Here is a 26,950-nt window from a genome sequence, read left to right as displayed (position 1 = left end):
CCTGACTCTTGATCACATCTCTCCAGCGCTGAACTGCCGGGCTATCTGCCAGGTTTTTACCCGATCCTGCAATTTCGCCCAGCCTTCCCATACCACTAACCAGCCGGGCTGCCCTGTATGCTTTGAATCACCCCAACCACCAAGCCGAGCAATCGTTTGAAGCAGCCAAGTGACTGTTGGCGGCTTATCGGGCAACGCTTTTTTTTCATAGGTTAGCCAGAGAACCTGCCATTCATCATCACTGACCACCTCATTCGCGAGTGTTTTTTCACTCCAAAGCTTTCTGTCTTTGTGCTGCCTGTCATTCGGTAACATTAATGCTTCACGGATTTGCATTAGTCTGACAGCGACAAACATTAATATGACCGCAAGTCGTTCAATGTTATCCGGAGATTGCAGACGAAGCCTTTCTACTCCTGCTCCCGATTTCCAAGCCTTATGGAACTCTTCTATTCGCCATCGGAGCTCGTAAAATCGAATGATAGAGCGACAGTCTTCGAATGTTTCAATATCTTCAGTTGTCAATAGTACCCAGTGCAAACGGTCTTCGGAGTCATTGCCAATCTCTTCAGCCGACACAATATTCATAGTTACCGGTTCCGGCCTGCCGCCTGGCCTTTGCGGCGCCTGTATTGTCATCTTCTTTCTTTTGACCTGCAGCGTTGCCTTTCGCTTCTTTCTACCTCCTTTTTGAGGAACCACTATCGTATATTTCCCCAACACTTCAGTCTGAGCTAAGGAATCAAATAATAAGAGTTCGCCATCCACCAGGATTCTGTTTTGTGTAGCTCTTACAACAAACCGCTGTCGGTTATCCAGTTTGTAGTGCATATATTCGTATATATCCGCCTCCCGGTCGCAAACACTGATGATGTCAGGCATTTTACCCCCCATCCTTTGTTCTGTGTTTTCAGAGGCTCTTTGCCACTTAAAGCTTTCCTTTCCCTCGTAAGGTAGCTGACGACGTTGGTTCTTTTTCCCCCGCTGAACGTCCTCTCTAACCCATCGTTCTTGATCAATAAGCCCAATGCTTCGCTCTGTATCCGCATCAACCAAGAAGACAGAGTGGACGTGGAATCCTCTGGTTTTAGAGCCTTCAGGACCTCCAAGATCACCAAGCTCGGATCTGACAGCATGTTTATAACCCAGGGTTGTTGTATCTTCGAGAGCCAGAAGTAGGCGAGACTGTCTCGCTATTTTGGCAGTTGCCTGAAAGCCTGCCTCAGCTATTGCTTCAGGCTTTACGGCCTCATTCTCAATCAGCCGGTAAGCTCCAGTTACCAGTGCGGTATAACCTTCGCATGAAGATGACAAAGAATTACCGGTATGAGCTGAAAGCTCGGCAGCAACTTTGACAAGTCGTTTTGTACGTCGAGTATCGCCCAAATCAGCACATCCAAAAGTTAGTTCTGACCATGGTTTAGGAGAAAGTGGAAGCATGACCTGTTTTATCAGTGAGAAATGATAGAACAAGGTAGCTATTTGTGATCAAGAGACAGGGCTTTATGGAGAGCATTACTGGTACCAAAACCTGCGAACCGTGCCGAGTTGGGATTAACGCCCATCCGTCGCATATCCCGTTCATACTCTGCCTGTTGCAGATCGGAATTGGCCTGATAGTCGCTGCTGGCTTCCCCCAACCGGCTCTGAAGCTGGGCATCGGATACCGTGGCATTGTCGCCCAGATACTGAAAGTTGGGCTGGTAGTTATCGAACACATCAAACAGCTTGTCGCCGTATTCCTTGAGAGTGTCTGCCGCATCAGTTGCGGCTTCGATATTCAGTTGATAGGTTCCGTCCTGATCATCGTACCCATAGCGAGGGGCGATGTCGGGCATTGCGAACCTGTCTATGCCGTTCTTCTTGTCATAGTAACTGGTGGGATTCAGGGAGAAGGTATTAAAACTCCCCATCTGGTCCAGGCTTACCTGATAGGCACTGCCCGGCTGAAGCCCCGATCCTACGGAGCCTGAAGGCCTTCCATACCGGGTAATACCCTGCGATGTAGATAGTCCCATAGTTATTCTCCTGTAGCAGTCCAGTGGATAATGGCGTCAGTCAGACTGACATCGGTAGCCCCCAGGTCGTAGCTGGTGCTGTCCCAGTAAAAGGTATTAACGGGAGAGGTACTGATGGATCTTGGTCTGCGGTAGTAAACCGTGGCTCTGATGCTTCTGACATAGATATTGGCCACGCTGCTGGGCTTTAGCCCTTCTATACCTATATATCTGTGTCCGGCTCTCTCACACCACACCTCTATCGGTGGATGGATTCTTCCATCCAAATAAGTGGTGTCAGCCCAACTGAGAAAAATATTCTTGTACTCGACGATCCGTTGGTTAAGGTCTCCATCCGTGAGAACCTGGTCGTGATGGGTGGTTTCTTCATAGGTTTGGTGACCGCCAGCGCCATCGGGCAGTTTAACCCTGACCCGACCTTTGATGAGCCCGTTAGAACCGTAAAGTGAACTGCTGAAGAACAGATTTTTGACCACTATGTTTATATCCACCGTGGCCGTGTATTCAATGCGGGTAATTTCCCAGCCGCTGAGTTCATGATTGTTGATGGTGATATCGTATGTTGCAGACTGTGCTGACGTTCCCTCAGGGCTTAATGTGACATCCAGAGCCGTGCCGAGTTTGCCCCGCTGATCATACTCATAATCAATCGATCCACTGGTAAACGTCCCCTCCCGATCTTCCGTTGTCAGGGATACGGCAATATCGTAATTGGCCTGGGTGAGGGTTTTGCTGACTTGCAATACATGGGTTTCAAACTCGTTAATATCGACGCTGGTTGATTCACTGGTGATCCAGTCGCTGCCATCGGGACGATACTCCAGCGTCAGGGTGGCCTTGCGGTTCTGGTAGCCCGTTGATTCACCGGTGGAACGATGGCTGGCTACACGGCAGTTGACCGTCACTTTCTTCACCTGATCGGTGTTATACACCGCCCACCACCGGCTGTTACTGCTGCCCAGATAGGTCTTGCCGCTGGCATCGGTTTTGGTGCCATCGGCCAGCAACAATCGGGCGTAGGGAATAAACACCCATGCTCCCTCAATACTGGGGTGGGGTTGGGGTATGCTGTGATCCATTTCCAGCCGCTGGGACTGGTCAGGGTAATCGGCGTTGTAGACCGTGATGTCACGGGGGTAGAGGTTCACCGTGGGCATGGCCTTGAAATAGGCAGGAATCACCACTTCCTGGCCATTCGTAGCCACACCGCTTTCCGTCCTGCGCACTTCTTTGTAGCGAATATGTCCGGCGGTTTCAGAATAGATAAAGGACTCGATCCGTCCCTCTTTCAGCAGCAGGTAATCGTTGTTGGCAATGCCGCCACTGCCGGTAATCACCATCTGACCAAAACCATCGGTGCCGGTACTCAGCTCAATGGAGCCACGTCCTACGGTCAAAGCAGTGCCATTCTGTAATTCACCGGATTTGAGCTGGCTGATATTCACCGGTCCGTTTACCGCCAGATAGCCATTAAAAATCAGCACATATTCCGGTGCTTCGTCGGTACCAACATTCCGCACGGAAAAGGGCTGCTCTGACAGCTCCGGGCTTTCCAGCAGGAGGTCCGCCAGGTTGATAATGGCGGTTCCCTGTCCTGGCGTTCCGGCCAGTGCATTAAAGCCGCCAACCTGAGCACCACTGTTTACATGGCGCACCCAGTAATAATGCAGCGTAGTGTTTCCGGTGACATCGGTGTAACGGCTGCCATTGGATTCATGGACCAGTGACGCCTGTTCCCGGTCATCTACCTGAGCCCGCCACACTTCCGTGTGGTTATGGCCATTGTAGGCAGGTGCTTCCCACTCCAGAATCACGGCGCCAAAGATGCCGGTCGCTGCAAGGCCACTGGCGTTGGTCGGGCTGTCAGGCCGATCGGTTTCGATCACGGGAACGGATGGCACGGCAGGTTCCAGGGTATCGGTAATGGAACCCACGGCGGTGGCAGGCAGACTGAGCCGCTGACCAATCTCATTTGCTAACCCCAGCTCCGCCAGCTCACTGTGCAGCACTGCTTTGTCTCCGGCGTTGCCGGAACGTCCGGCCAGCCGGTTCAGAAACTCACGCACGTATCGGTCTACCGTAGCAGGCAGTGCGGGAAATTTGGCCATGTTAATCCTGGGAAGCTTGTCTGAACTGGCGAGCGATTGATAAACGAAAACCGCTGCATAAGTTCACTCAATTGAATAATCCAATGAACCGGTTTCGCCCAATAAAAGTGGTTTCGTACAGCGATGCAAAAATCATCTGCAGTCGATTCTTGACCAGATGACAGAAGATGATTGTGAAATAATGATCCACCGGAAAGGTGACAAAGATGCGGTTATCCTGTCAGAGGACAGAGACAGCCGTTTAATTAATTGTTTCGAAGTAAATTACAAACAGATTCTACAACTTGCGCATGCTTCTCTGGTTTGATGGCTCCCAATGCTTTTTCAATCAGCGACCCATGGGCAGTAAATAACTTTCCGGGACGGGCAAAACTGGTCAGTGGCAACAGGCCGGTAACAAAATCATCCGTTTCGATGGTAACTGCCAAAGTATCCGCATAGGATTTGCTGGTAATCTGGCACAGGACAAAATCCCCTTTGCCAGCATCCGCCAGAACCAGCGCTGGCCGAAGCTTGGCCCGGGAAAGATCAGAGAATGGAAACTTGATAGCGACGACGATCCCCGCTGCTAATCCTGATTCAGGGACTTCCATGCTTCATCCTCATCCGGGTTGTCCCAATCTGCTGCCAGACTTTTTTCACTGAGCAGAGCCTCATCGTTAACCTGATGTTTGGGGGACTCATCCAACACAGTAATCAGGATCCTGCACCCTTCTGGTAACTTGATACCCGAAGGAACAAGAATATTCCCCTGTTCATCCGTTTTAGCTTCGAATGTATTGAGCATGTATAAGCCTCTTGGGTTAGCTGATAACCATACTGTTGCTTAAGACATCAGGAATATCAAAGTCTTTTTTCTATAACTCCGCCATGGAACTGGCCACAATCACTGCCGTTACCGTATCGGTGCCTGCCAGCTCAAACTGCCAGCGACTGCCACGGCCTGCGGGGAGTCGGAAGCCCCGGTCAGAGGTAACCGGCAGTTCCAGTACCTGTTGTTCATCACGGAATACCCGGAATACCAGATTGGTGTAGCTGTCGGCCATGATCCGTGCCGAGGTAAAGGCGGCTGGTTTGCCCTGGAATACTTTGCTTCGCCACCGATAAGGCATCAGCTCCGTGCCTTTATCCCACGCCTTGATGGTGTCGCCGATGGCCAGATAGAGGCTGTCGTCCTGAAGATCACGGTAACAGGCATCGGCATAGGTGCCGAGTTCGGTAAAGGTGCCGCTGTCGGGGCTGAAAATAAAACCGCCACCGTTAGCAGCATGACCATAGAAACCAAAGTACCGGCCATCATGGAAGCAGGCATGGATGGTGTCCGGCCTGAACCGTTGCCGCCAGTCTTCCGGGTTAATGATGTTACGGGTCATCAGGTCAGCCCTGCCACCGGCCACCCTGACCAGACCGTCCGGGGAGGCATACAGGGCCATATCGCCCATATCCACCATACTGCGTTTACTGATGCAGGCGTGTGCCGTATCGAGCCGTTCCATCGTCATGGCAGACGGTTCAGTACCAAAGGCCACGTAGGGATAACCGTCCGTGGTAATGATCACACTGTTGGCGGCAACCGCCAGTGACTGGATTTCATACTCCACGGTCAGCCGGTAAGCCGCTGGCCAAGCATATAAATGATAAGGCTCGCTAAACATCAACTCCTTACCGGAGAAACCCACCGCTACGCCGCCGGGCAGCACAACTATCCCTTGCAGATTGTTGGGAGGCGCTACCCAACCGATGGTTTCCAGAATATCACCCCGCCTATCCATCTGACTCTTGATCACATCTCTCCAGCGCTGAACTGCCGGGCTATCTGCCAGGTTTTTACCCGATCCTGCAATTTCGCCCAGCCTTCCCATACCACTAACCAGCCGGGCTGCCCTGTATGCTTTGAATCACCCCAACCACCAAGCCGAGCAATCGTTTGAAGCAGCCAAGTGACTGTTGGCGGCTTATCGGGCAACGCTTTTTTTTCATAGGTTAGCCAGAGAACCTGCCATTCATCATCACTGACCACCTCATTCGCGAGTGTTTTTTCACTCCAAAGCTTTCTGTCTTTGTGCTGCCTGTCATTCGGTAACATTTTTCTGTCTTTGTGCTGCCTGTCATTCGGTAACATTAATGCTTCACGGATTTGCATTAGTCTGACAGCGACAAACATTAATATGACCGCAAGTCGTTCAATGTTATCCGGAGATTGCAGACGAAGCCTTTCTACTCCTGCTCCCGATTTCCAAGCCTTATGGAACTCTTCTATTCGCCATCGGAGCTCGTAAAATCGAATGATAGAGCGACAGTCTTCGAATGTTTCAATATCTTCAGTTGTCAATAGTACCCAGTGCAAACGGTCTTCGGAGTCATTGCCAATCTCTTCAGCCGACACAATATTCATAGTTACCGGTTCCGGCCTGCCGCCTGGCCTTTGCGGCGCCTGTATTGTCATCTTCTTTCTTTTGACCTGCAGCGTTGCCTTTCGCTTCTTTCTACCTCCTTTTTGAGGAACCACTATCGTATATTTCCCCAACACTTCAGTCTGAGCTAAGGAATCAAATAATAAGAGTTCGCCATCCACCAGGATTCTGTTTTGTGTAGCTCTTACAACAAACCGCTGTCGGTTATCCAGTTTGTAGTGCATATATTCGTATATATCCGCCTCCCGGTCGCAAACACTGATGATGTCAGGCATTTTACCCCCCATCCTTTGTTCTGTGTTTTCAGAGGCTCTTTGCCACTTAAAGCTTTCCTTTCCCTCGTAAGGTAGCTGACGACGTTGGTTCTTTTTCCCCCGCTGAACGTCCTCTCTAACCCATCGTTCTTGATCAATAAGCCCAATGCTTCGCTCTGTATCCGCATCAACCAAGAAGACAGAGTGGACGTGGAATCCTCTGGTTTTAGAGCCTTCAGGACCTCCAAGATCACCAAGCTCGGATCTGACAGCATGTTTATAACCCAGGGTTGTTGTATCTTCGAGAGCCAGAAGTAGGCGAGACTGTCTCGCTATTTTGGCAGTTGCCTGAAAGCCTGCCTCAGCTATTGCTTCAGGCTTTACGGCCTCATTCTCAATCAGCCGGTAAGCTCCAGTTACCAGTGCGGTATAACCTTCGCATGAAGATGACAAAGAATTACCGGTATGAGCTGAAAGCTCGGCAGCAACTTTGACAAGTCGTTTTGTACGTCGAGTATCGCCCAAATCAGCACATCCAAAAGTTAGTTCTGACCATGGTTTAGGAGAAAGTGGAAGCATGACCTGTTTTATCAGTGAGAAATGATAGAACAAGGTAGCTATTTGTGATCAAGAGACAGCCTATCCATGGGTGTTTCATCCACCACACTGGTGACGCCTACCGGGGTATCGGTGGCTACAATGACATTGTTGTTTATCTGGGTACAGAGCTGATACACGCCCACCTGGGTACTGGTGTAGACCCTGAAATGGGTGATATTCAGATCAACGGAGCCAGGGCCTGATGCAAGGGTAATATCTACCGTTTCACCTGGCTTCACCACAATCTCACCCGATGGCAGGGATGGTGGTCCTTCCCGACCGTTCTGGTCCACCCAGGTGTAGGTATAGAAGCGGGTTTCAGCGTCCACTTCTTCTGCATCATCCAGCGGTGTGCCACTGAGGCTGACTACGGGAGCTACGTCCGGCTCCGGTATGCCCAGTTGCAGGTCATTGACCGGATAATCACTGCCACCACTCAAGGCAAGGCCGTTATCGGTGTAACGGGAACCTTTTACTGTGCCGGTGTAGTAGACCCGGTTATTGGGATCGTCGGCCACGGGAGAACGGATGACATCAACGTCCGTCGTCCAGTCGAACCAGTACCGTTCACCTTCATTGCGATAGAGATAGATGGTCTTCGGGGTATCGTTCAATGCCTGCTCATCGGCGGGTGCGTAGTAGGCTCTCAGGCTCCCGTTGGTTAAACGACAGTCGATAGCTTGCTCGGCCTGCGTATCTTCCAGCAGATGGCTATCCAGCCAGGGGACTTCGCCGGTAAAGGAGGTAATGTCGAGTTTCATGGGCTGTTACTTCTTTAGCCCGTAGATGGAAAAGGTACCACTGATTACATTGTTAGTCTGGGCATCAGTAAAGAACCTGACACCCTGGATAGACTCAAAAACCGGTGCCGACAGCATGGCTGATAGGTAAGGGTTGCCATTGCCAGTATTAAAGTTTGCCGTCCATGCTCCTTTTGATGAACCGCTCATGGATATACTCAGGGTACCGGACAGGTAGACACTATCCATTTCTGCTTCAGCCAACACGTAGCCTGTGTAAGAGCCCTCTATGGCACCATCAGCCCCTCCGGTTTTGATCACCGAGGTAGTGGCCATGCCAAACCCATCCTGCCATGCGCTGCCATTCCAGAAAGCGATGCCCAGTTTCTTTTGCCGGTAATCACTGTCTTCTATTGCAAGATTGCTGATGACCAGATGGTAACCGGAGTAGAGTGAGTCATCGAAGCCATCAGTAATTGAAATATCGGCACTATTGGTATGCTCAAACGTACCCAGTAATTTCATATCATCGTCCTCATCAGCCGGTGGCTCTGTCGGTGTCGAGTTTTCCAGGGCTTCCACCCGTGCAGTCAGGGCAGCCAGAGCATCAATCAGGTCTGGGGGAACTACCTGGCTTTCCAATGTCTCCACCCTTGGTACCAGATCGGAAAAATGGGTGTTCATGTTGCTTTGCAGGCCGGATACATCACTCTCTACCCGATTCAGCCCGGAATTAATCGTGCCAATGTCGTTTTGAGCCTGAGACAGTCCTGAGTTGACCGAAGCTATATCCGTTTGCAGTTGAACAACATCATTGCCCTGGTTACTCACATCGAGTTGCAACTGCGTCAGGTCATTGGCTTGAGTAGCGAACTGTGACTGCACCTGAGTCAGTCCACTGCCCTGAGTAGCCACTTGTGTCTGTATCTGGCTCACATCATCGCTGAGTGAGTCAATCTGAGTTTGCAAATTGTCGGAACTTGATTCGTACAGAGTCAGCTTGCCCAACGACTCAATCTCAACATCAGCGTCGGCAGACAACGGGGTATTCAAGTGAATGTCCGTACCGGTATCTGCGGTGAAGTGCGTGTCCTTAATCAGCTTCAGGCCATCCACAAATACACTGACAGGCCGGTTGATTTCATAGTTATGGCTAAACGTCTGCTGTCCAGCAATGCCGCTATAAACCGAGCGTTGGGGAACGGCAAGCTGCGATACCAGGTTGGGTCCGGCTATTGCCTTGATGATCACCATGGCAGCACGGTTACGGGGACGGGTTTCATCACCACCACGGGCATTGCTCAGCATCCACCGTTCAGTGCCTTCCGCAGTGTCACCGGTGCCAAGGTCGTGATACTGGCCTCTGATCACCGCCGGATCGGCAGAGGTACCAAACGGCATCGCATCCCACTTGGATTCATTAATGGCTATAGCGACTTCATGAGCATGGTTCGCCATCTCATCGGCCTGCCCACTTCCCAGCTCCCGGTCTGTATCTACACCACACCCATGGTCCCATCCCCGGATAAACTCGCCCCGGTAATCGGGCAGGAATGCTTTGCCGGTTTCGATCCGGTCTTTGTAAAGCTCATAAAGCTCCGGGTATTGAGTACTATCAATCTCTGCTCCGTCACACTCCAGCCATCCTGCCGGTGGGTGCGATTGCCGAACCATCCCACAATGCTGTTAATCCAACGGGTGTGGTTTCCAGAAAGGTGTCGCTGACTGCGGTCCATGCACCGTTATGTCGGAAATAAAGCTGACCATCCTGCGGGGCTTCTTCGACATCGCCAGAACTACCACCTGAGCTTCCTGTCTGCACCTGCCAGCTTGCCGTAGTTCCATCAGTGACCAGTGCCTTACCATCGTGTCCGGCCTGATCTGGCAGGCCATCCACCAACTCCCAGCGCCGTAAACGTCTGGCATACTGCTTGCCATCAATGGGCGCGTCATCGAGTTTTTTGTCCAGAGCATCGGCAAGACCATCAATCTCACTGGCATCGTGGTAGTGGCTACCGGGCGGGAATGAATCCGGTTTATCCGTGATCTGTTCCCAGCTCAGAAAGGGGCCAAGGTGGACAGTGATTGGCCTGACCACTTCCTCCACAGTAACCTGAATCACATCATGGTTATCATCCAGATGCAGGACGATGGGCTGGTAACTGCTGTTATCCATTACGACGACAGCTCCACGTTATGAGTAACGCTGGCCAACAGCTGCCACCGTCCGGTCATGACGGTCTGCACTTCGCCTGCATCCGGTGATACCAGTTGCAGGTCGTAATAAAATTTCTGGGTTGCCAGGTTGCGGGTATCCTCCGGAGTAATATCCAGCGTCGCCTCACTGCCGGTAACAAAGATCTCCTTGCGTAACGCCACTTCATCATAACTCTGTAACGGGTGATACTTCATGGAAAAAATCAACGTCCAGCCGGTGTAATCCACAGGCAGACCATTTTTCCGGAACTCAATGGGCAAACTGATATTATTGCCCCGGATATGGGGTTCAAGATTCACCTCGGTCACAGCCATCAGATAAATCTCCTTCTTGTCACCGATTGCTCGCCACTGCTGACGCCGACCAACCCACGGATACGTTTCTTGTTCAATTCCCGCTCATACTTCTGCCGGTTCACTTCCGACAGTTGCGGGTTGGTCCAGGGCTCGTCCGGCATCATTTGCAGATCCGCCAGTACACCCCAGCAGGCAAACTCAAAGGTAAGATTGGCCAAGTCGTCCGGTACTAAGGTGGCATCAAAGGCTGGCATCAGTGTCAGCTCAATGTCGTGCATTACATCCTTGTCAGGGATCGGGGCAACGTGCAATGCCGTGGTCTGAAAGTGGCGATAGTAGTAAGGGGTTCCAGCAGAAAGGTAAGGAGGCAGCAGGTCACGGCTTTCCAGTCGGGTACCATCTTCTCGTAAAATGTTCTGCACTGTGGCGATCTCAGTGCCCGCGGGGGAAGTCAAGGTATAGTCCTTGATGCCCTCTACCATAAACAGTTTGTTATGATGCCGCCAAAGGTTTGCCCGGTGGCAAATATCCCGCAGGACAATAATCAGGTAGTTACGGATCACCTGATCTGGACAGCCCTTGGCATAAGGGCGGATTCGGGAAAGGTAGGCGTCCAGTTCCATTTAGTTCTCCCCGATGCTGCCCTGAAGCATCTGCCGGAACATTTGATCCACGTTCCACTTCAACCCCAGGTCATTGGCAAACATGGCCAGGTAACTCTGGGCCTGCTGCATATTGGCTTCCGTTTCCATATCCATGCTGAATGCCCTGAACAGCATGTAGTTGATCACCGGGTTCAGCCATAGCTCATCAAAGCTGAATAGCTGGGTGTCAGTGTCAAAATTGGTCATCACTATTCGTGCGGGTGCCTGACTGACCAGCAGATTGAGCTGATGATCTGCAGGGGGCACAGGGTACACATAAAAAACCGATGGGCTTTTCTGGTCGTAGACATACTGCTCTACAGACTCACCAGCAGCAGTCGTCCAGTTGGGCAATAGGCTATCCAGTGAACTGCGGGTGGTGGCAATCACCGTTCTGCCTGTGGAGGGGTTATCCACAATATCCAACAACCGGTAAGTACCTGGAGGGAGCGATTGCACAACCTGAGCCTGGCAGGTAAAGGCCAATAACTGCGAGTTCACATCAGGCCGGTTCTGCACCACTGCCAGCAGCGCTTCGTTATAGGCATCCAGCAGATCGTTATTGCTCCACCTGGGAACAGCGGTATTGTCCTGAAGCAGATTTCGAACCCGCTGGATGATGGCGGTAACCTTCATAGCTTACAGCCGGTTTCCCTGCTGGTCACAAAACTCCAGATCGACGCCCATCCGTTTCTTAAGCCTGGGGTAACTATTCAGCACTGAGCAAAGGCATATTACAGTAATTCCGAACAGCTCTATGAAGTGATTGATATATGTCCATTCCCTGTTTTCTGGCAGACGACAAATAGCTGCGAATCCGTGCAAACATAGAACCACCGTCTGCACTCCTGAAGCAGCCTGAGATTTTCTGCTTTAACTTGGCCATTCGAACATCCCGCTCACTGCCATTGTTATCGAAGGGAATGGTAAAATCTGACATGAAGCGCAGTGTCTCAGCCTTGAACTCAGTGAGTCGTTTGAAGAGATTGTAAGCTTTAGTATTCTTGACTTTCTTGCGCTTAAGCTCCTCTCGTTGCTTCTCCATATAGACGACTTCTTTCATTAGAGCCCGCTGAAGCAACCGGTCATAAATCTTCTCGATTCGTTCACAGACAACACTTGGCATCTGTAGCATACCTATGGTCTTAAAGCCCTTGCAGTAATGCCAGGAAAGCCTCAGTAGCTTCATCAATCGCAACGCCAGTTGCCAGTTGATTGCTGTCCCTATCAACAACACCCAAAAGCTCCCTCAGGTGATGGGCATTGCAAAGTACGTGAGTTGCCGCATATGCAAAATAGGATTTCCAATGATCATGAACCAGAACGCCTGCAAATGTTAGCAGTATGCCCATCGTGTCCATGGCCTCACGACCTCGCTTTTCAGACAAGTAGTAGAGCGTCCATTGTTCATCCCGCATAACGTGTAGCCAGTGCAAAGAGCCCTCGGCCCGCATACCCGTTTCATCGGCTCCGGCAACAGACGATTCCCGCAAGGCGTCACGAATAACCTCTTCAGTAGAAGCCAGATTTTCATAGGTTCTGGCCACAAAATTGGCGACAGTGCCTGCACTTACACTCATTTTATAGAGAGTATTAAAATACTCTGACACGCGCTTAAAAGGCAGGAAATGGTATTGGTTAAGATAGACGGCCATAGCCTGTGTGGCTGAGCCATATTGTGCGGCAGCGGTAACACCTTCCGGGAATTCAGCCTGATTCCGACAACCACAAGTGCAGATTTTTACTTCAGCTCTATGGGCCGTTACTTCAAATTCACCCGGTCTCCCTGGTTCAAACACCTGTCGTTCAATATATTTGACCGGCTCACTATCAAGAAGAGACGCCTGACATTTATTGCATTCTTTAACCGGAAGGTACTCAATATAGTCAGGGATATCGACCTGTTTAAGACAAGTGCCCTGATGCCCTTTCTTTCCACCGGCTTTATTACCAGAAGACTGTCTCAGACTTTTAGGATTGGGTTTTTCATCCGATGGATCGGTACCTTTATCTGCGGAAAGGTCGTCAGAATGATCTGGAGAATTACTGTTTTTACAAGGTTTTTGATAACCATCAGACGATGGCGGCTTGCTGCTGTTTTGACTGTTCTTGCCAACCTTTTCTTCCAATTCTCGACATCGCTCTTCCAGACAGGCAACTCTCATCCGCAGCTCTGCATTCTCTTTCAAGAGAATCTCAGCCGACATAGTTGCGGGTAGTTCTGGAATCATGCTGGCGAATATTGTGGAAAAATGGTGCTTAAGAGGATGGTATAAAAATCAAAAATTCCAGATTTATGTGGGGGTGCTGAACAGTTACAGAAATTCCTGATTACCACCGACCCTACGTCGTGAGCCAGCTGCTATAATAAACGTCGATAGTCATGTGTTTTGGAGGTAAAACTGATGTGTAAAAACACCAGGCTCTATTTTGATTACGAACTGCTCTACAGTGAAAACTGACTGTAGGTCACGAAAAACAAGGATTGGGCAACATTACCGGACAATATGCTGACAACCTTTGTAGATAAAGGGCTTCAGCAATGTTCAACCCAGTAGCAGTCTGAAATCCTACAAGAGCCAAACACCATTCAGTTCCAAAAAGGCCTTGGCATTATGCAATTTCTGGCTAATTACGGCAGTGAAGAGCAGTGTGAGAACACGCTGTCCTCTTGGCGCTGGCCAGATGGCTTCCAATGCCCGAAGTGTGGCTCCCGCAGTTTCTGCAAGCTTCACCGGAAAGCTGAATTCCAGTGCAATTGCTGCCGTTGCCAAACCTCGCTTACCAGTAACACTATCTTTGACTCAACAAAGCTGCCTCTAGCTACCTGGTTTCTGGGTATCTATCTCGTCACCCAGAATAAAGCGGGGATTTCTTGCCTGACGCTTCATCGACAACTTGGCATTTCCTACAATGCCGCATTGCGCATGAAACACAAACTCATGCAGGTCATGATGGAAAGAGATAACAGCTGGCAGTTGAGTGGTTTTGTTCAGATTGATGACGCCTATTGGGGCGGAGAGCGCCACGGAGGCCGCCGGGGCAGAGGCTCAGAGAACAAAGCCCCCTTCGTGGCCGCAGTTCAGACAGATGCTGATAACCACCCTATCTACATGAAGTTCAATGCCGTTGATAACTTCCGGCGAAAAACCATTCAGGAGTGGGCAGAACATGCCCTGAAAAAGGGTGTCCGGGCCGTCAGCGATGGCTTGTCCTGTTTCCGGGGTATTGAAGATGCCGGATGCCAGCACACAGCCATCATTACCGGTGGTGGGCATGCATCCATGGAGAATGAGTTGTTCACCTGGGTAAATACCATGCTGGGAAACGTGAAAACAGCGATTACCGGTACTTACCATAAGCTCGACCCCAAGCATCTGGGCCGTTATCTATCAGAGTTCAACTATCGGTTTAACCGGCGTTTTGATATGCCTTCAATGATCTCAAGGCTAGGTCGGGCTGCAGTCAATACAGCACCGATGCCGGATCGACTTCTCAAACTGCCAGACGTCCAGTGGAAACCGGGTTAGCCATCAACCGATAATTGAAAGTCAGTTGACGTATTAATATCATTATTTCGAATGATGATGTGGGTCTTTGCTTGTTCGGAGCGGTTATGAAACCGAATTTAGTTGATAATCTGGAGAACAAGCCGTCATGATGCCTGCTCCACCGGTAATACTGGAGAGGTTCTATTATTTCTTTACCGGGTTATAGACATAAAGAATGAAAAGCTGCACGTATATTCTTAAATTATCTTTCCCTGTGTCATGACGTACGATCAGTGGTAATCAGGAAGCCTTTTGAAGTGCCTCCAAATAAACGTTGCATGTCGGGGGCCCTGAAACTCTTACCAACCCCGCCCCGGACCAGCAACACATCGGCTGGACGATAAGCAAAAGATGCCTTCGGCGTAAATGCTGATCCGGTTTTTGAGTCATCATTGTAATCATCAAAACGACCGGCAAGGGCTAAGTTACCGTTAATGGTTGGAAGCACCAATGTTCAGTAATTCTGCTGATCAACCGGCCAACAGTTAATTTTTTTGCTGCCGTCAGTTCTCGCCTCCAGGCCAGATAATGGGGAAGGTAACGAGTTGCAACCCCTTGGAATACGCCGCCAATCCAGCGTTTTAAATGACTGTGATAAGAATTTACAGTCTGGATGTGGTAGATGCCTTCAACAACATGTTGACCTGCTGATGTCACCAGCTCCTTGAAGACAAATCCAAGCTTGTCAGCAAGTTTTTCGTGAGCGAGGTGTGCATCCGCACAGACCGTGGCCTGTATCGATATGCGGCCATTTAAATGCCTGCACAATTCATTAGCACTTTCGTTTTCTAATACACCGTCAACGGTATTTCGATTACGGTCCCGAGCCACCATTACCGGGACTTTTCGGGCTTTGTTGGGATCATTACCCCGCTTTCGGGTTGGCCGTGGAAGGCCTTCTCTTTGCCCTTTGAAGGATTCACGGAAAAATGTTTCATCAAGCTCAGTAATGCCACAAAGCTCTTCTGCTTGATCATTATTAATCACTTCAAGAAAGCGGTGACGCCAGCGGAACGCAGTTTTCAAGTCAATGGCATTCTCAGCAGCAGCTGGTCGCAAGACCATAGAGTGAGTCATACCTGCGAGGTACTTGTTCCATTTTTCAGGGTGCCTGAGCCTTGCCAAAGGCGTTCCACTAAAGGCGTTAAACGTTGAGTCGCAAGTCTTGCAGTGGTAGCGCTGTCGGCCATTTCGTATGCCCCAGCGACCAACGCTATGGCTTTTGCATTTGGGGCACCTGGGGTTTTCGGCAAATTGGGCAAGTATGCTCTTTTCTACGTCAGGTGTTGCATTATCGTTATTGGGTATAGATTCACTGTAAACAGGTTCAGAGTCAGTGGTTTCTACTACCTCGGTAACCTCTATTTGAGTACTAAGGAGCGAGTTGTTAAGAATGTCTCGCTGTTCACTGGTTAATGTTGAAATGGAATCAATAAAATTCTGGAAGAGTTCAGATTGCATATCACTCCCCTACAACGTAGATTTTATGGGAGTTTAGCTGATTCAACCATTAACGGTAACTTAGCCACCGGCAAGGGTAACTTCCAAATCCTCAACAACTGGAACCATCACCTCACCACCAACACCATATTGGGTTCTCTCACCACCGCCTGAGGTACCACCTTTACCTACATAGATGCCATGTAACTGTTCAGCACCCCCACATAAATCTGGAATTTTCTGATTTTTATACCATCCTCTTAAGCACCATTTTTCCACAATATTCGCCAGCATGATTCCAGAACTACCCGCAACTATGTCGGCTGAGATTCTCTTGAAAGAGAATGCAGAGCTGCGGATGAGAGTTGCCTGTCTGGAAGAGCGATGTCGAGAATTGGAAGAAAAGGTTGGCAAGAACAGTCAAAACAGCAGCAAGCCGCCATCGTCTGATGGTTATCAAAAACCTTGTAAAAACAGTAATTCTCCAGATCATTCTGACGACCTTTCCGCAGATAAAGGTACCGATCCATCGGATGAAAAACCCAATCCTAAAAGTCTGAGACAGTCTTCTGGTAATAAAGCCGGTGGAAAGAAAGGGCATCAGGGCACTTGTCTTAAACAGGTCGATATCCCTGACTATATTGAGTACCTTCCGGTTAAAGAATGCAATAAATGTCAGGCGTCTCTTCTTGATAGTGAGCCGGTCAAATATATTGAACGACAGGTGTTTGAACCAGGGAGACCGGGTGAATTTGAAGTAACGGCCCATAGAGCTGAAGTAAAAATCTGCACTTGTGGTTGTCGGAATCAGGCTGAATTCCCGGAAGGTGTTACCGCTGCCGCACAATATGGCTCAGCCACACAGGCTATGGCCGTCTATCTTAACCAATACCATTTCCTGCCTTTTAAGCGCGTGTCAGAGTATTTTAATACTCTCTATAAAATGAGTGTAAGTGCAGGCACTGTCGCCAATTTTGTGGCCAGAACCTATGAAAATCTGGCTTCTACTGAAGAGGTTATTCGTGACGCCTTGCGGGAATCGTCTGTTGCCGGAGCCGATGAAACGGGTATGCGGGCCGAGGGCTCTTTGCACTGGCTACACGTTATGCGGGATGAACAATGGACGCTCTACTACTTGTCTGAAAAGCGAGGTCGTGAGGCCATGGACACGATGGGCATACTGCTAACATTTGCAGGCGTTCTGGTTCATGATCATTGGAAATCCTATTTTGCATATGCGGCAACTCACGTACTTTGCAATGCCCATCACCTGAGGGAGCTTTTGGGTGTTGTTGATAGGGACAGCAATCAACTGGCGTTGCGATTGATGAAGCTACTGAGGCTTTCCTGGCATTACTGCAAGGGCTTTAAGACCATAGGTATGCTACAGATGCCAAGTGTTGTCTGTGAACGAATCGAGAAGATTTATGACCGGTTGCTTCAGCGGGCTCTAATGAAAGAAGTCGTCTATATGGAGAAGCAACGAGAGGAGCTTAAGCGCAAGAAAGTCAAGAATACTAAAGCTTACAATCTCTTCAAACGACTCACTGAGTTCAAGGCTGAGACACTGCGCTTCATGTCAGATTTTACCATTCCCTTCGATAACAATGGCAGTGAGCGGGATGTTCGAATGGCCAAGTTAAAGCAGAAAATCTCAGGCTGCTTCAGGAGTGCAGACGGTGGTTCTATGTTTGCACGGATTCGCAGCTATTTGTCGTCTGCCAGAAAACAGGGAATGGACATATATCAATCACTTCATAGAGCTGTTCGGAATTACTGTAATATGCCTTTGCTCAGTGCTGAATAGTTACCAGACAAGTAGTAGAGCGTCCATTGTTCATCCCGCATAACGTGTAGCCAGTGCAAAGAGCCCTCGGCCCGCATACCCGTTTCATCGGCTCCGGCAACAGACGATTCCCGCAAGGCGTCACGAATAACCTCTTCAGTAGAAGCCAGATTTTCATAGGTTCTGGCCACAAAATTGGCGACAGTGCCTGCACTTACACTCATTTTATAGAGAGTATTAAAATACTCTGACACGCGCTTAAAAGGCAGGAAATGGTATTGGTTAAGATAGACGGCCATAGCCTGTGTGGCTGAGCCATATTGTGCGGCAGCGGTAACACCTTCCGGGAATTCAGCCTGATTCCGACAACCACAAGTGCAGATTTTTACTTCAGCTCTATGGGCCGTTACTTCAAATTCACCCGGTCTCCCTGGTTCAAACACCTGTCGTTCAATATATTTGACCGGCTCACTATCAAGAAGAGACGCCTGACATTTATTGCATTCTTTAACCGGAAGGTACTCAATATAGTCAGGGATATCGACCTGTTTAAGACAAGTGCCCTGATGCCCTTTCTTTCCACCGGCTTTATTACCAGAAGACTGTCTCAGACTTTTAGGATTGGGTTTTTCATCCGATGGATCGGTACCTTTATCTGCGGAAAGGTCGTCAGAATGATCTGGAGAATTACTGTTTTTACAAGGTTTTTGATAACCATCAGACGATGGCGGCTTGCTGCTGTTTTGACTGTTCTTGCCAACCTTTTCTTCCAATTCTCGACATCGCTCTTCCAGACAGGCAACTCTCATCCGCAGCTCTGCATTCTCTTTCAAGAGAATCTCAGCCGACATAGTTGCGGGTAGTTCTGGAATCATGCTGGCGAATATTGTGGAAAAATGGTGCTTAAGAGGATGGTATAAAAATCAGAAAATTCCAGATTTATGTGGGGGTGCTGAACAGTTACGATGCCATCAAGGGTGCCTTGATCCCTAACATCCTCATACTCTGTGCGGTTAATTTCTGCGAAGGTAGCAAAAGCAGCAGTTCCAGAAGGCAGCTCCATCAGGTCACCAGAAAAGGAACCTGTCCAGCTGATGATGGAAGACTCTGAGTCAATTTTAGAAGTACCGCGGGCTGCATCAACAACACTTTGAGGAATCTCTTCCAGAAGATTCAACGTTCCAGCCTTCACCATATCATCGATGGTTTTCTGGATAATTTCGTCGCTTGTTTCATCCATTGTCTGGATGGTATAACCAATGGTAGTTTCCCAGTCATACTGATCCTTGAACAGACCATTAACTCCAGCCATGGCTCCAAGATACTGGCTTTCACCGCCACTGGATCGCTCTCCAAACTCCACCATTCGGCGAGTAAATGTTCCATCCTGAGCGCCCGGAGTACCAGAGGTTGGATTGCCTGGATCGGCAGCTGCAAGCTCAATGTCGTAGGCATTCGGCTCAAAATAAGCCAAGGTCTCTTTCTGACCAAACCTCAGACGGGAAAATGCGGTCATATCATCAGAAAGGTGATACTCGAAGTTCGCCATTAAGTCGAAGCTTTCATTTTCCGGCTTAAGAGTCCTGTGAGCTGAACGGTTATAGCCACACTTCCCATCGGATCGAAGTACAGCATTTTCACCAAGCAGGCCTTCACAATCAGCAGGTATAGTTACTGTTTTATCCGCTGCCTGAAAAGAAGCACCGTATGAACTATAAGCAGAAATCTGGCTGCGGTCGCTATCATCATTATTTGCCCAGTCACGATCGGCATTACGAAGCATTTCATTGTTCTGGAATTGGGCGATGAACGTTACCCTGGATCTTTCGCCAGCTGTACCGGCCAAAACTTCAAGCCTGTTATTCTGATAACCGCCATCATGTGCGTCACCAGTGCGAAGCTTCACTTCAGCGCCCTCATAATCCTTCTTGAGAATTACGTTAACAACACCACTCATTGCGTCAGAGCCATAGATAGTTCTCGTCCAAAAACACAACCAATTGAAAACTGTAGATTTTATCCTAAAAAATTACCTGATTACCACTGATCGTACGTCATGACACAGGGAAAGATAATTTAAGAATATACGTGCAGCTTTTCATTCTTTATGTCTATAACCCGGTAAAGAAATAATAGAACCTCTCCAGTATTACCGGTGGAGCAGGCATCATGACGGCTTGTTCTCCAGATTATCAACTAAATTCGGTTTCATAACCGCTCCGAACAAGCAAAGACCCACATCATCATTCGAAATAATGATATTAATACGTCAACTGACTTTCAATTATCGGTTGATGGCTAACCCGGTTTCCACTGGACGTCTGGCAGTTTGAGAAGTCGATCCGGCATCGGTGCTGTATTGACTGCAGCCCGACCTAGCCTTGAGATCATTGAAGGCATATCAAAACGCCGGTTAAACCGATAGTTGAACTCTGATAGATAACGGCCCAGATGCTTGGGGTCGAGCTTATGGTAAGTACCGGTAATCGCTGTTTTCACGTTTCCCAGCATGGTATTTACCCAGGTGAACAACTCATTCTCCATGGATGCATGCCCACCACCGGTAATGATGGCTGTGTGCTGGCATCCGGCATCTTCAATACCCCGGAAACAGGACAAGCCATCGCTGACGGCCCGGACACCCTTTTTCAGGGCATGTTCTGCCCACTCCTGAATGGTTTTTCGCCGGAAGTTATCAACGGCATTGAACTTCATGTAGATAGGGTGGTTATCAGCATCTGTCTGAACTGCGGCCACGAAGGGGGCTTTGTTCTCTGAGCCTCTGCCCCGGCGGCCTCCGTGGCGCTCTCCGCCCCAATAGGCGTCATCAATCTGAACAAAACCACTCAACTGCCAGCTGTTATCTCTTTCCATCATGACCTGCATGAGTTTGTGTTTCATGCGCAATGCGGCATTGTAGGAAATGCCAAGTTGTCGATGAAGCGTCAGGCAAGAAATCCCCGCTTTATTCTGGGTGACGAGATAGATACCCAGAAACCAGGTAGCTAGAGGCAGCTTTGTTGAGTCAAAGATAGTGTTACTGGTAAGCGAGGTTTGGCAACGGCAGCAATTGCACTGGAATTCAGCTTTCCGGTGAAGCTTGCAGAAACTGCGGGAGCCACACTTCGGGCATTGGAAGCCATCTGGCCAGCGCCAAGAGGACAGCGCGTTCTCACACTGCTCTTCACTGCCGTAATTAGCCAGAAATTGCATAATGCCAAGGCCTTTTTGGAACTGAATGGTGTTTTTACACATCAGTTTTACCTCCAAAACACATGACTATCGACGTTTATTATAGCAGCTGGCTCACGACGTAGGGTCGGTGGTCATCAGGAAAAATTAAGTGGAGCCCTACTGCTATCTGGCGACTAAACTTCCCAAGAGCAAGAAACATAAGGGATTGCCAAAAACAGAGGACTCCAAATGCGCAAAAAACGCAACCCGCAGTGTAGTATGGAACTCCATTACGTACCTCATGAAATCTGCTCCCAGCTTTCCGGTATCTCGCAATGGCTTGACGCCCATCCACAGTTCAATGACTGGATTTATGAGGACTTAAGTTCTGGTGATAAACAGAACACTGGGCGGAACGGACTATCAGCAGAATCCGTTCTTCGTGCGGCACTCCTGAAACAGTATTTGAATTGTGATTATGACTACTTGTCGTTTGTTTTGATGGACTCCATGCTCTTTCGAGACTTTTGTCGCCTCGAACCAAACCAGCGCCCCAGTCGCTCCAGTTTGCATGGGCTCATCAGCCTTCTTACTGCATCTACATGGGAACGGATTAATAACTGTCAGCTAATGACCGCTAAAGATCAGGGTATTGAAAAAGGGCGCACTGTGGCTATTGACAGCACAGTCACCGAATCGGATATCAAACCTCCTTGCGACAGTGATCTTTTAGCCAGTTCCGTTAAAGAAATTTGTCGGCTGCTGGAACGGGGACAAACACTGACAGCGACACCGCTTTATGAATATACCCATCACAACCGAGCCGTAAAAGATGCGGCCAGAAAATGCATCTACGCTGGCAAAGAAGAGCGGCATCAGCATTATAAAAAACTGCTGCAGTTGACCCGAAAATCCCGGAAGGTACTTATCGAAGCTACTGTCACGCTAGCAAACGCCCGTCAGCAGGGGCAGTGTCTCCTGGCTGATGATGCCGACAAGTGGCAGGCCGATGTGGATCACCTGTTACCCCTGGTGGATGCAATAGTCTCCCAGACAGAGCGCAGGGTCTTTAAGGGTGAAAAGGTGCCAGCCCAGGAAAAAGTGGTTAGCCTGTATGAACCCCATACGGATATCATCGTAAAAGACAGGCGGCAAGTACAGTATGGCCATAAACTGAACCTGGTTCAGGGAAAAAGTCGATTGATCCTGGACCTGGTTATTGAGGAAGGTAACCCAGCGGATTCGGACCAATTCATTCCGATGATGGAAAGACAAAAAGAAATTTATGGTCGTGTACCTCGCCAGACAAGCGGTGACGGCGGATACGCGTGTCGCGCTAATTTGGAAAAAGCCAAGGCCATGGGAATCAGCGATGTAGCTTTTAATAAGAAGCGCGGACTTGAAGTCGAAGAGATGACTAAAAGTCAGTATGTGTATAAAACGCTCTTTCGCTTCCGGGCAGGTATTGAAGCGGGAATTTCGTGGCTAAAGAGATGTTTTGGGCTATCACGTTGCCACTGCAAGGGTTCTGAGCGTTTTGATTCTCATTGCTGGTTATCGGTGGTCTGTTACAACCTGGTGATTCTGGCCAGACACCCGGCACCATCCTGATAGCCACCTCCACGCTACATGAAAGTACCTTTCCAGCATGGTGGGAGGATGTTTTCTGCCTGCTTTTCGCGTTTTTCTCCAATATCCGTCCCAGATTAGAGAAAAAAAGGGAAGAGTTTTTGCGGCTCTCTGGAATTTCAGGAAATATCAAAACGAACGTACAATCTAATTATGATTGCCTGATGCGTTTTTGGACGAGAACTATCTACAAAAAACCCATAAATACAGTGTTTTCCTCCGGCCTCATTGTACCTACCCTGAAATGTTCGGCAGTTGACGTTAAAAACACGCTGGCACCATAAGCGGGCAGGCTAACAAAACTTGCACCAAAAGAAGACAAATTACAAATATTCCCGAACGGGGATGACGATGTTAGTGCAAATACGTACAATCCGGAACTGTCCGATCAGCCGAAACAGCGGCGATCTCTTTACCAAGTATGCGTTTATGGCTGATCGCCGACAGAACGCATGGCGACCAGGTGCCCACCAGCCCTGACCACCGACAATAATAATGAGAATGATTTCTATGCAGCGAAACACCACCAGGCAGTGGGTCGCTATTCTGACTGCAGCCCTGTTGCTTTCGGGATGTTCAGGCCCCTGGAACGATCCAAACCCAGCCACAAACCCGGAAGAGACAACCTACTTTGGCAGCTTTATCACTCGTCCTAAACACCTCGACCCGGTCAGGTCGTACAGTGCTGAAGAGGGCCTTTTCCTGGACCAGATCTATGAGCCACCCTTACAGTACCATTTTCTGAAAAGGCCCTATGAGCTGCAGCCCGCCACGGCAGCGGCAATGCCTGTCCTGGAGCTGCTGGATGAAAACCTGAACCCTTTACCTGAAGACAGCCGGGAAGCGGCCTACAGCCGGATAACCATACGACTAAAGCCAGATACTTTCTATCAGCCGCACCCGGCACTGGCGCGGGACCAGCAGAATAAGCCACGCTATTTTTTCAATAACAGTCAACAGGGTGACGGCTACAAACTACTGAGTGACTTCCCGGTTACCGGTACCCGCGAGCTTAATGCAGATGATTATATCTATCAGATAAAACGCATGGCCGATCCCCTTAACAAGTCTCCCCTGATTGGCCTGATGTCCGATTATATTGTGGGCATGAAGGACTTCGGTGAATGGGCAAAAGCTACCAGGATAGATGACCAGTGGCTGGATTTACGCCGCCGTGATATTGAAGGCCTGGAAAAAATTGATGACCTGACGTTCTCCATTCGCATTAACGGCATTTATCCACAGTTTCAATACTGGCTGGCCATGCGCTTTTTTGCGCCGGTGCCCTGGGAGGCTGACCGCTTTTATCACAACCCGGGCTTTGCCGATAAAAACCTGGTCCTGGACTGGAACCCTATCGGTACCGGCCCGTTTATGATGACCGTCAACTCGCCCAACCGGGAGATTGTACTCGAACGTAACCCGAACTATCGCCGGGATTATTACCCTTCTGAAGGCTCCGGCGATGACGCCAAACGCGGTTACCTGGCCGATGCTGGCAAACAGCTGCCGTTTATTGACAAAGCCATCTTTCGGTATGAAAAAGCCGCCACCTCCATGTGGAGCAAATTTGTCCAGGGCTATTACGACCGCTCCGGTGACGGCGACCCCAATATCAATACTGCGACCTTTGACCAGGCCTTTACCGTTGGCCCCGACGGCCTCGAACTGACCCCGGAACTTGAGCAGCGAGATATTATTGTGGATGAAGAGATCCGCCCCTCCCTTTATTACACCGGCTTTAATATGCTCGACCCGGTAGTGGGCGGTTACACCGAAGACAAGCGGAAGCTGCGCCAGGCGATCAGTATTGTTTACAATGACCAGGAATATATTGATATTTTCCGCAACGGTATCGGCCAGGTTGCCCAGGGCCCTATCCCCCCCGGCCTTTATGGTTATGCCGAGGGCAAAGAGGCCACCAATCCCTTTATCTTCGACTGGGATGAAAGCACCGGCACCCCAAAGCGGAAGTCCGTTGAATATGCCAGACAGTTGCTGGCTGAGGCCGGTTACCCCAACGGCCGCCACCATGAAACCGGCAAGCCCCTGATCCTCTATATGGATACCACGGCCGCCGACAGCAGCCCCCGGTCAGACTGGATCAAGAAGCAACTGGCGCAGATTGATGTTCAGCTGGAGTTCCGAACCACCGACTACCCCCGCTTCAAGGAGAAAATGCGTCAGGGCAATACCCAGATGTTTGGCTGGGGCTGGCTGGCGGATTACCCGGACCCGGAAAACTTCCTGTTCCTGCTGGATAGCCGACAAGGGCTGGTTAAATGTCAGTGTGATGGCAGTAATTCTACCAACTATGACAACCCGGAATTTGATCAGCTATACGACAAGGTTAAAGCACTGCCCAATGGCCCTGAACGGTTGTCGGCCATTAACCGCATGGTTGAGATTGTCCAGCAAGACAGTCCGTGGATCTGGGGTTTTAACAATAAAGACTACTATCTCTCCAATCAGTGGGTATTCAATACCAAGCGCCACGGCATCAGCCAGGGCACCCTGAAATATCTCCGGCTTGACCCTGAGCTCAGGCAGCAGAAACAGGAAGCGTGGAACCGCCCGGTAGTGTGGCCGCTGATGGCCAGTGTCGGGTTGCTGGTTCTGCTGGTGGTTCCGGGGGTTCGTGCCTACCGCCGGCGTCAGAAGCTGACCATCAGAACCAAACCGTAATCCGTCAGTTTCAGGTATGGATTTACACGGGAAAGTCTGGCGACAACCCCTCGTTTCCACGCTCCGGAGGGTGTCGCAAAACCCTCGTTCCCACGCTCCGCGTGGGAATGCATACGGATCTGGCAACATGCTAAAGAGCCACTGCCTGGTAGGGTTTTCGGGGGCTCCATGCGAGTATGGTATTTGTGACAGGATCGGTATGCATTCCCACGCAGAGCGTGGGAACGAGATGTCCGGAGTGTCCGGAGGGTTTTGCGACAACCTCCCAGAGCGTGGGAACGAGGGGTCCGGAGGATGACGCCCGAGAGTGACATCCCCCCTTTTTCGCTCCCTCTCAACCGTCGGAACGATACTCAATTTTTTTCAGCCAGAAATACTGCAGATATTTCTGTCGAGGTAAGGATATGCTCACATATATAATCAGACGGCTGTTTTACGCTATTCCCATTCTTATTGGCGTCAACCTGCTGACCTTTGTCCTGTTTTTTATTGTCAATACCCCGGAAGATATGGCCCGCGCCCACCTGGGTGATAAATATGTCACCGAACAGGCCATTCAGGACTGGATTGCCGACAAGGGCTATGACCAGCCCCTGTTCTTTAACGGTGCAGCCGATGGCTTCAACCGCCTGACTGAGACCGTATTTTTCAATAAATCGGTAAAACTGTTTGCCTTTGATTTTGGGGCATCCGACGAAGGCAGAAATATCCAGTCAGATGTCGTTGACCGTATGGGACCAAGCCTGGCACTGGCCCTGCCCACCTTCCTGATTGGCATCTGGGTCAATATCACCGTGGCATTGATGGTGCTGATGTTCCGTGGCAGCAGGCTGGACCGTTTTGCGGTGGGTGTTTTTGTTACCCTGATGTCCGTTTCCTATCTGTTCTACATCATTATCGGCCAGCACTTTATGGCCAAAATATCACGGCTGGTGCCAGTTTCCGGCTTTAACGATGGCATAGACGGCTGGCGTTTTCTGATTCTGCCAATCCTGATTGGCACTATTGCCGGTATCGGCGCTGGTTCCCGCTGGTACCGTTCGCTGTTTATCGAGGTTTCCGGCCAGGATTTTGCCAGGACCGCCAGGGCCAAAGGGGTCAGTGAAGCAGGCGTACTGTTCCGTCATATCCTGCCCAACGCCATGCTGCCCATCCTGACCGGAGTCGTGGTAGTCATTCCCACCCTGTTTATGGGCAGCCTGGTGATGGAGTCCTTCTTCAGTATTCCCGGGCTGGGCAGTTATCTGCTGGATGCCATCCGGGCACAGGATTTTGCCATCGTCCGGGCGATGGTCTTCCTTGGCTCGGTCCTGTATATCATCGGTCTTATTCTTACCGATATTTCCTATACCTGGGCAGATCCCCGGGTTCGATTGAGCTAAACGACAAAGGG

The 26,950-nt window shown here is 49.8% G+C and carries 26 protein-coding genes; 5 read left to right on the top strand and 21 right to left on the bottom strand.

Annotated elements, in window-relative coordinates; genetic code table 11:
- Positions 1-12: 12 nt before the first annotated feature.
- From MJO57_RS11245 to MJO57_RS11175, 15 genes are all read right to left on the bottom strand, one after another.
- Positions 13-1,440, bottom strand: coding sequence for an IS4 family transposase (locus tag MJO57_RS11245; protein ID WP_252017676.1), 1,428 nt, complete (start codon positions 1,438-1,440; stop codon positions 13-15).
- Between the two features lie 38 nt (positions 1,441-1,478).
- A complete protein-coding gene (locus MJO57_RS11240; protein WP_252025370.1) occupies positions 1,479-1,838 on the bottom strand; it encodes a hypothetical protein in 360 nt (119 codons plus the stop codon).
- Between the two features lie 182 nt (positions 1,839-2,020).
- A complete protein-coding gene (locus tag MJO57_RS11235) occupies positions 2,021-4,126 on the bottom strand; it encodes a hypothetical protein (protein ID WP_252025368.1) in 2,106 nt (701 codons plus the stop codon).
- Between the two features lie 245 nt (positions 4,127-4,371).
- Positions 4,372-4,719 (bottom strand): type II toxin-antitoxin system PemK/MazF family toxin, encoded by a 348-nt coding sequence (locus MJO57_RS11230; RefSeq protein WP_252025366.1) that lies wholly within the window; start codon positions 4,717-4,719, stop codon positions 4,372-4,374.
- Positions 4,695-4,913, bottom strand: a complete 219-nt coding sequence (locus tag MJO57_RS11225; RefSeq protein ID WP_252025364.1) for a hypothetical protein — start codon at positions 4,911-4,913, stop codon at positions 4,695-4,697. Before MJO57_RS11225 ends, MJO57_RS11230 begins: the two co-directional genes overlap by 25 nt.
- A 70-nt stretch (positions 4,914-4,983) precedes the next feature.
- Positions 4,984-5,913 carry a hypothetical protein gene (locus tag MJO57_RS11220; RefSeq protein ID WP_252025362.1) on the bottom strand — a complete coding sequence of 310 codons (930 nt, stop codon included), beginning with the start codon at positions 5,911-5,913 and terminating at the stop codon, positions 4,984-4,986.
- Positions 5,910-7,373, bottom strand: coding sequence for an IS4 family transposase (locus MJO57_RS11215; protein WP_252021066.1), 1,464 nt, complete (start codon positions 7,371-7,373; stop codon positions 5,910-5,912). Before MJO57_RS11215 ends, MJO57_RS11220 begins: the two co-directional genes overlap by 4 nt.
- Positions 7,374-7,411: 38 nt before the next feature.
- Positions 7,412-8,155, bottom strand: a complete 744-nt coding sequence (locus tag MJO57_RS11210; protein WP_252025360.1) for a hypothetical protein — start codon at positions 8,153-8,155, stop codon at positions 7,412-7,414.
- A 6-nt stretch (positions 8,156-8,161) separates the two neighbouring features.
- Positions 8,162-9,808, bottom strand: coding sequence for a tail fiber protein (locus MJO57_RS11205; protein ID WP_252025358.1), 1,647 nt, complete (start codon positions 9,806-9,808; stop codon positions 8,162-8,164).
- The gene (locus MJO57_RS11200) at positions 9,765-10,310 is read right to left on the bottom strand and encodes a hypothetical protein (RefSeq protein WP_252025357.1); all 546 of its coding nucleotides are present in this window, start codon (positions 10,308-10,310) and stop codon (positions 9,765-9,767) included. Before MJO57_RS11200 ends, MJO57_RS11205 begins: the two co-directional genes overlap by 44 nt.
- Positions 10,310-10,666, bottom strand: a complete 357-nt coding sequence (locus MJO57_RS11195) for a hypothetical protein (RefSeq protein ID WP_252025355.1) — start codon at positions 10,664-10,666, stop codon at positions 10,310-10,312. Before MJO57_RS11195 ends, MJO57_RS11200 begins: the two co-directional genes overlap by 1 nt.
- Entirely contained in the window at positions 10,666-11,271 is a 606-nt protein-coding gene (locus MJO57_RS11190; protein WP_252025353.1) for a hypothetical protein, read from the bottom strand. Before MJO57_RS11190 ends, MJO57_RS11195 begins: the two co-directional genes overlap by 1 nt.
- Complete coding sequence (locus tag MJO57_RS11185; RefSeq protein WP_252025351.1) at positions 11,272-11,928, bottom strand: DUF6682 family protein; 657 nt, start codon at positions 11,926-11,928, stop codon at positions 11,272-11,274.
- A 73-nt stretch (positions 11,929-12,001) separates the two neighbouring features.
- The gene (locus MJO57_RS11180) at positions 12,002-12,529 is read right to left on the bottom strand and encodes a transposase (RefSeq protein WP_252020273.1); all 528 of its coding nucleotides are present in this window, start codon (positions 12,527-12,529) and stop codon (positions 12,002-12,004) included.
- The gene (locus tag MJO57_RS11175) at positions 12,438-13,523 is read right to left on the bottom strand and encodes an IS66 family transposase (protein ID WP_252020275.1); all 1,086 of its coding nucleotides are present in this window, start codon (positions 13,521-13,523) and stop codon (positions 12,438-12,440) included. The genes MJO57_RS11180 and MJO57_RS11175 overlap by 92 nt, the downstream gene beginning before the upstream one ends.
- Positions 13,524-13,907: 384 nt before the next feature.
- On the opposite strand from MJO57_RS11175, the gene MJO57_RS11170 reads away from it, so the two are divergent.
- Positions 13,908-14,822, top strand: a complete 915-nt coding sequence (locus MJO57_RS11170; RefSeq protein ID WP_252020277.1) for an IS1595 family transposase — start codon at positions 13,908-13,910, stop codon at positions 14,820-14,822.
- Positions 14,823-15,060: 238 nt separating this feature from the next.
- Here MJO57_RS11170 and MJO57_RS11165 read toward each other — a convergent pair whose 3' ends face one another.
- Genes MJO57_RS11165 through MJO57_RS11155 form a run of 3 tightly spaced genes read right to left on the bottom strand, consistent with a single transcriptional unit; the run spans position 15,061 to position 16,577 of the window.
- Positions 15,061-15,291, bottom strand: coding sequence for a TonB-dependent receptor domain-containing protein (locus MJO57_RS11165; RefSeq protein ID WP_252020279.1), 231 nt, complete (start codon positions 15,289-15,291; stop codon positions 15,061-15,063).
- The gene (locus tag MJO57_RS11160) at positions 15,264-16,304 is read right to left on the bottom strand and encodes an IS1595 family transposase (protein WP_252017335.1); all 1,041 of its coding nucleotides are present in this window, start codon (positions 16,302-16,304) and stop codon (positions 15,264-15,266) included. Before MJO57_RS11160 ends, MJO57_RS11165 begins: the two co-directional genes overlap by 28 nt.
- A gap of 60 nt (positions 16,305-16,364) precedes the next feature.
- Positions 16,365-16,577 carry a hypothetical protein gene (locus MJO57_RS11155; protein WP_252020282.1) on the bottom strand — a complete coding sequence of 71 codons (213 nt, stop codon included), beginning with the start codon at positions 16,575-16,577 and terminating at the stop codon, positions 16,365-16,367.
- Between MJO57_RS11155 and MJO57_RS11150 the strand changes: the two genes are divergently transcribed.
- Positions 16,576-18,090, top strand: coding sequence for an IS66 family transposase (locus MJO57_RS11150; RefSeq protein ID WP_252017330.1), 1,515 nt, complete (start codon positions 16,576-16,578; stop codon positions 18,088-18,090). The genes MJO57_RS11155 and MJO57_RS11150 overlap by 2 nt on opposite strands.
- Here the strand turns inward: MJO57_RS11150 and MJO57_RS11145 are convergent.
- The 3 genes from MJO57_RS11145 to MJO57_RS11135 all read right to left on the bottom strand — a co-directional run bounded on the left by MJO57_RS11145 (position 18,057) and on the right by MJO57_RS11135 (position 21,324).
- The gene (locus tag MJO57_RS11145; RefSeq protein WP_252023927.1) at positions 18,057-18,944 is read right to left on the bottom strand and encodes a transposase; all 888 of its coding nucleotides are present in this window, start codon (positions 18,942-18,944) and stop codon (positions 18,057-18,059) included. The genes MJO57_RS11150 and MJO57_RS11145 overlap by 34 nt on opposite strands.
- Positions 18,941-20,026, bottom strand: a complete 1,086-nt coding sequence (locus tag MJO57_RS11140; RefSeq protein ID WP_252025349.1) for a hypothetical protein — start codon at positions 20,024-20,026, stop codon at positions 18,941-18,943. The genes MJO57_RS11145 and MJO57_RS11140 overlap by 4 nt, the downstream gene beginning before the upstream one ends.
- Positions 20,027-20,367: 341 nt before the next feature.
- Positions 20,368-21,324: an IS1595 family transposase gene (locus MJO57_RS11135; RefSeq protein ID WP_252017306.1), complete on the bottom strand. Its 957-nt coding sequence runs from the start codon at positions 21,322-21,324 to the stop codon at positions 20,368-20,370.
- 168 nt (positions 21,325-21,492) lie between these two features.
- Here MJO57_RS11135 and MJO57_RS11130 point away from each other — a divergent pair, with 168 nt between their 5' ends.
- The 3 genes from MJO57_RS11130 (at position 21,493) to MJO57_RS11120 (ending at position 26,939) form a co-directional block, all read left to right on the top strand.
- The gene (locus MJO57_RS11130; RefSeq protein ID WP_252017318.1) at positions 21,493-22,854 is read left to right on the top strand and encodes an ISNCY family transposase; all 1,362 of its coding nucleotides are present in this window, start codon (positions 21,493-21,495) and stop codon (positions 22,852-22,854) included.
- 528 nt (positions 22,855-23,382) lie between these two features.
- Positions 23,383-25,557: an ABC transporter substrate-binding protein gene (locus MJO57_RS11125; RefSeq protein WP_252025347.1), complete on the top strand. Its 2,175-nt coding sequence runs from the start codon at positions 23,383-23,385 to the stop codon at positions 25,555-25,557.
- Between the two features lie 404 nt (positions 25,558-25,961).
- Entirely contained in the window at positions 25,962-26,939 is a 978-nt protein-coding gene (locus MJO57_RS11120; RefSeq protein ID WP_252025345.1) for an ABC transporter permease, read from the top strand.
- The last annotated feature ends 11 nt before the right edge of the window (positions 26,940-26,950 follow it).

It is taken from the genome of Endozoicomonas sp. SCSIO W0465, from assembly GCF_023716865.1.
Taxonomy (GTDB): Bacteria; Pseudomonadota; Gammaproteobacteria; order Pseudomonadales; family Endozoicomonadaceae; genus Endozoicomonas.
Note: the sequence above shows the minus strand (reverse complement) of the source record. Positions and strands in the feature narration are given on the sequence as shown.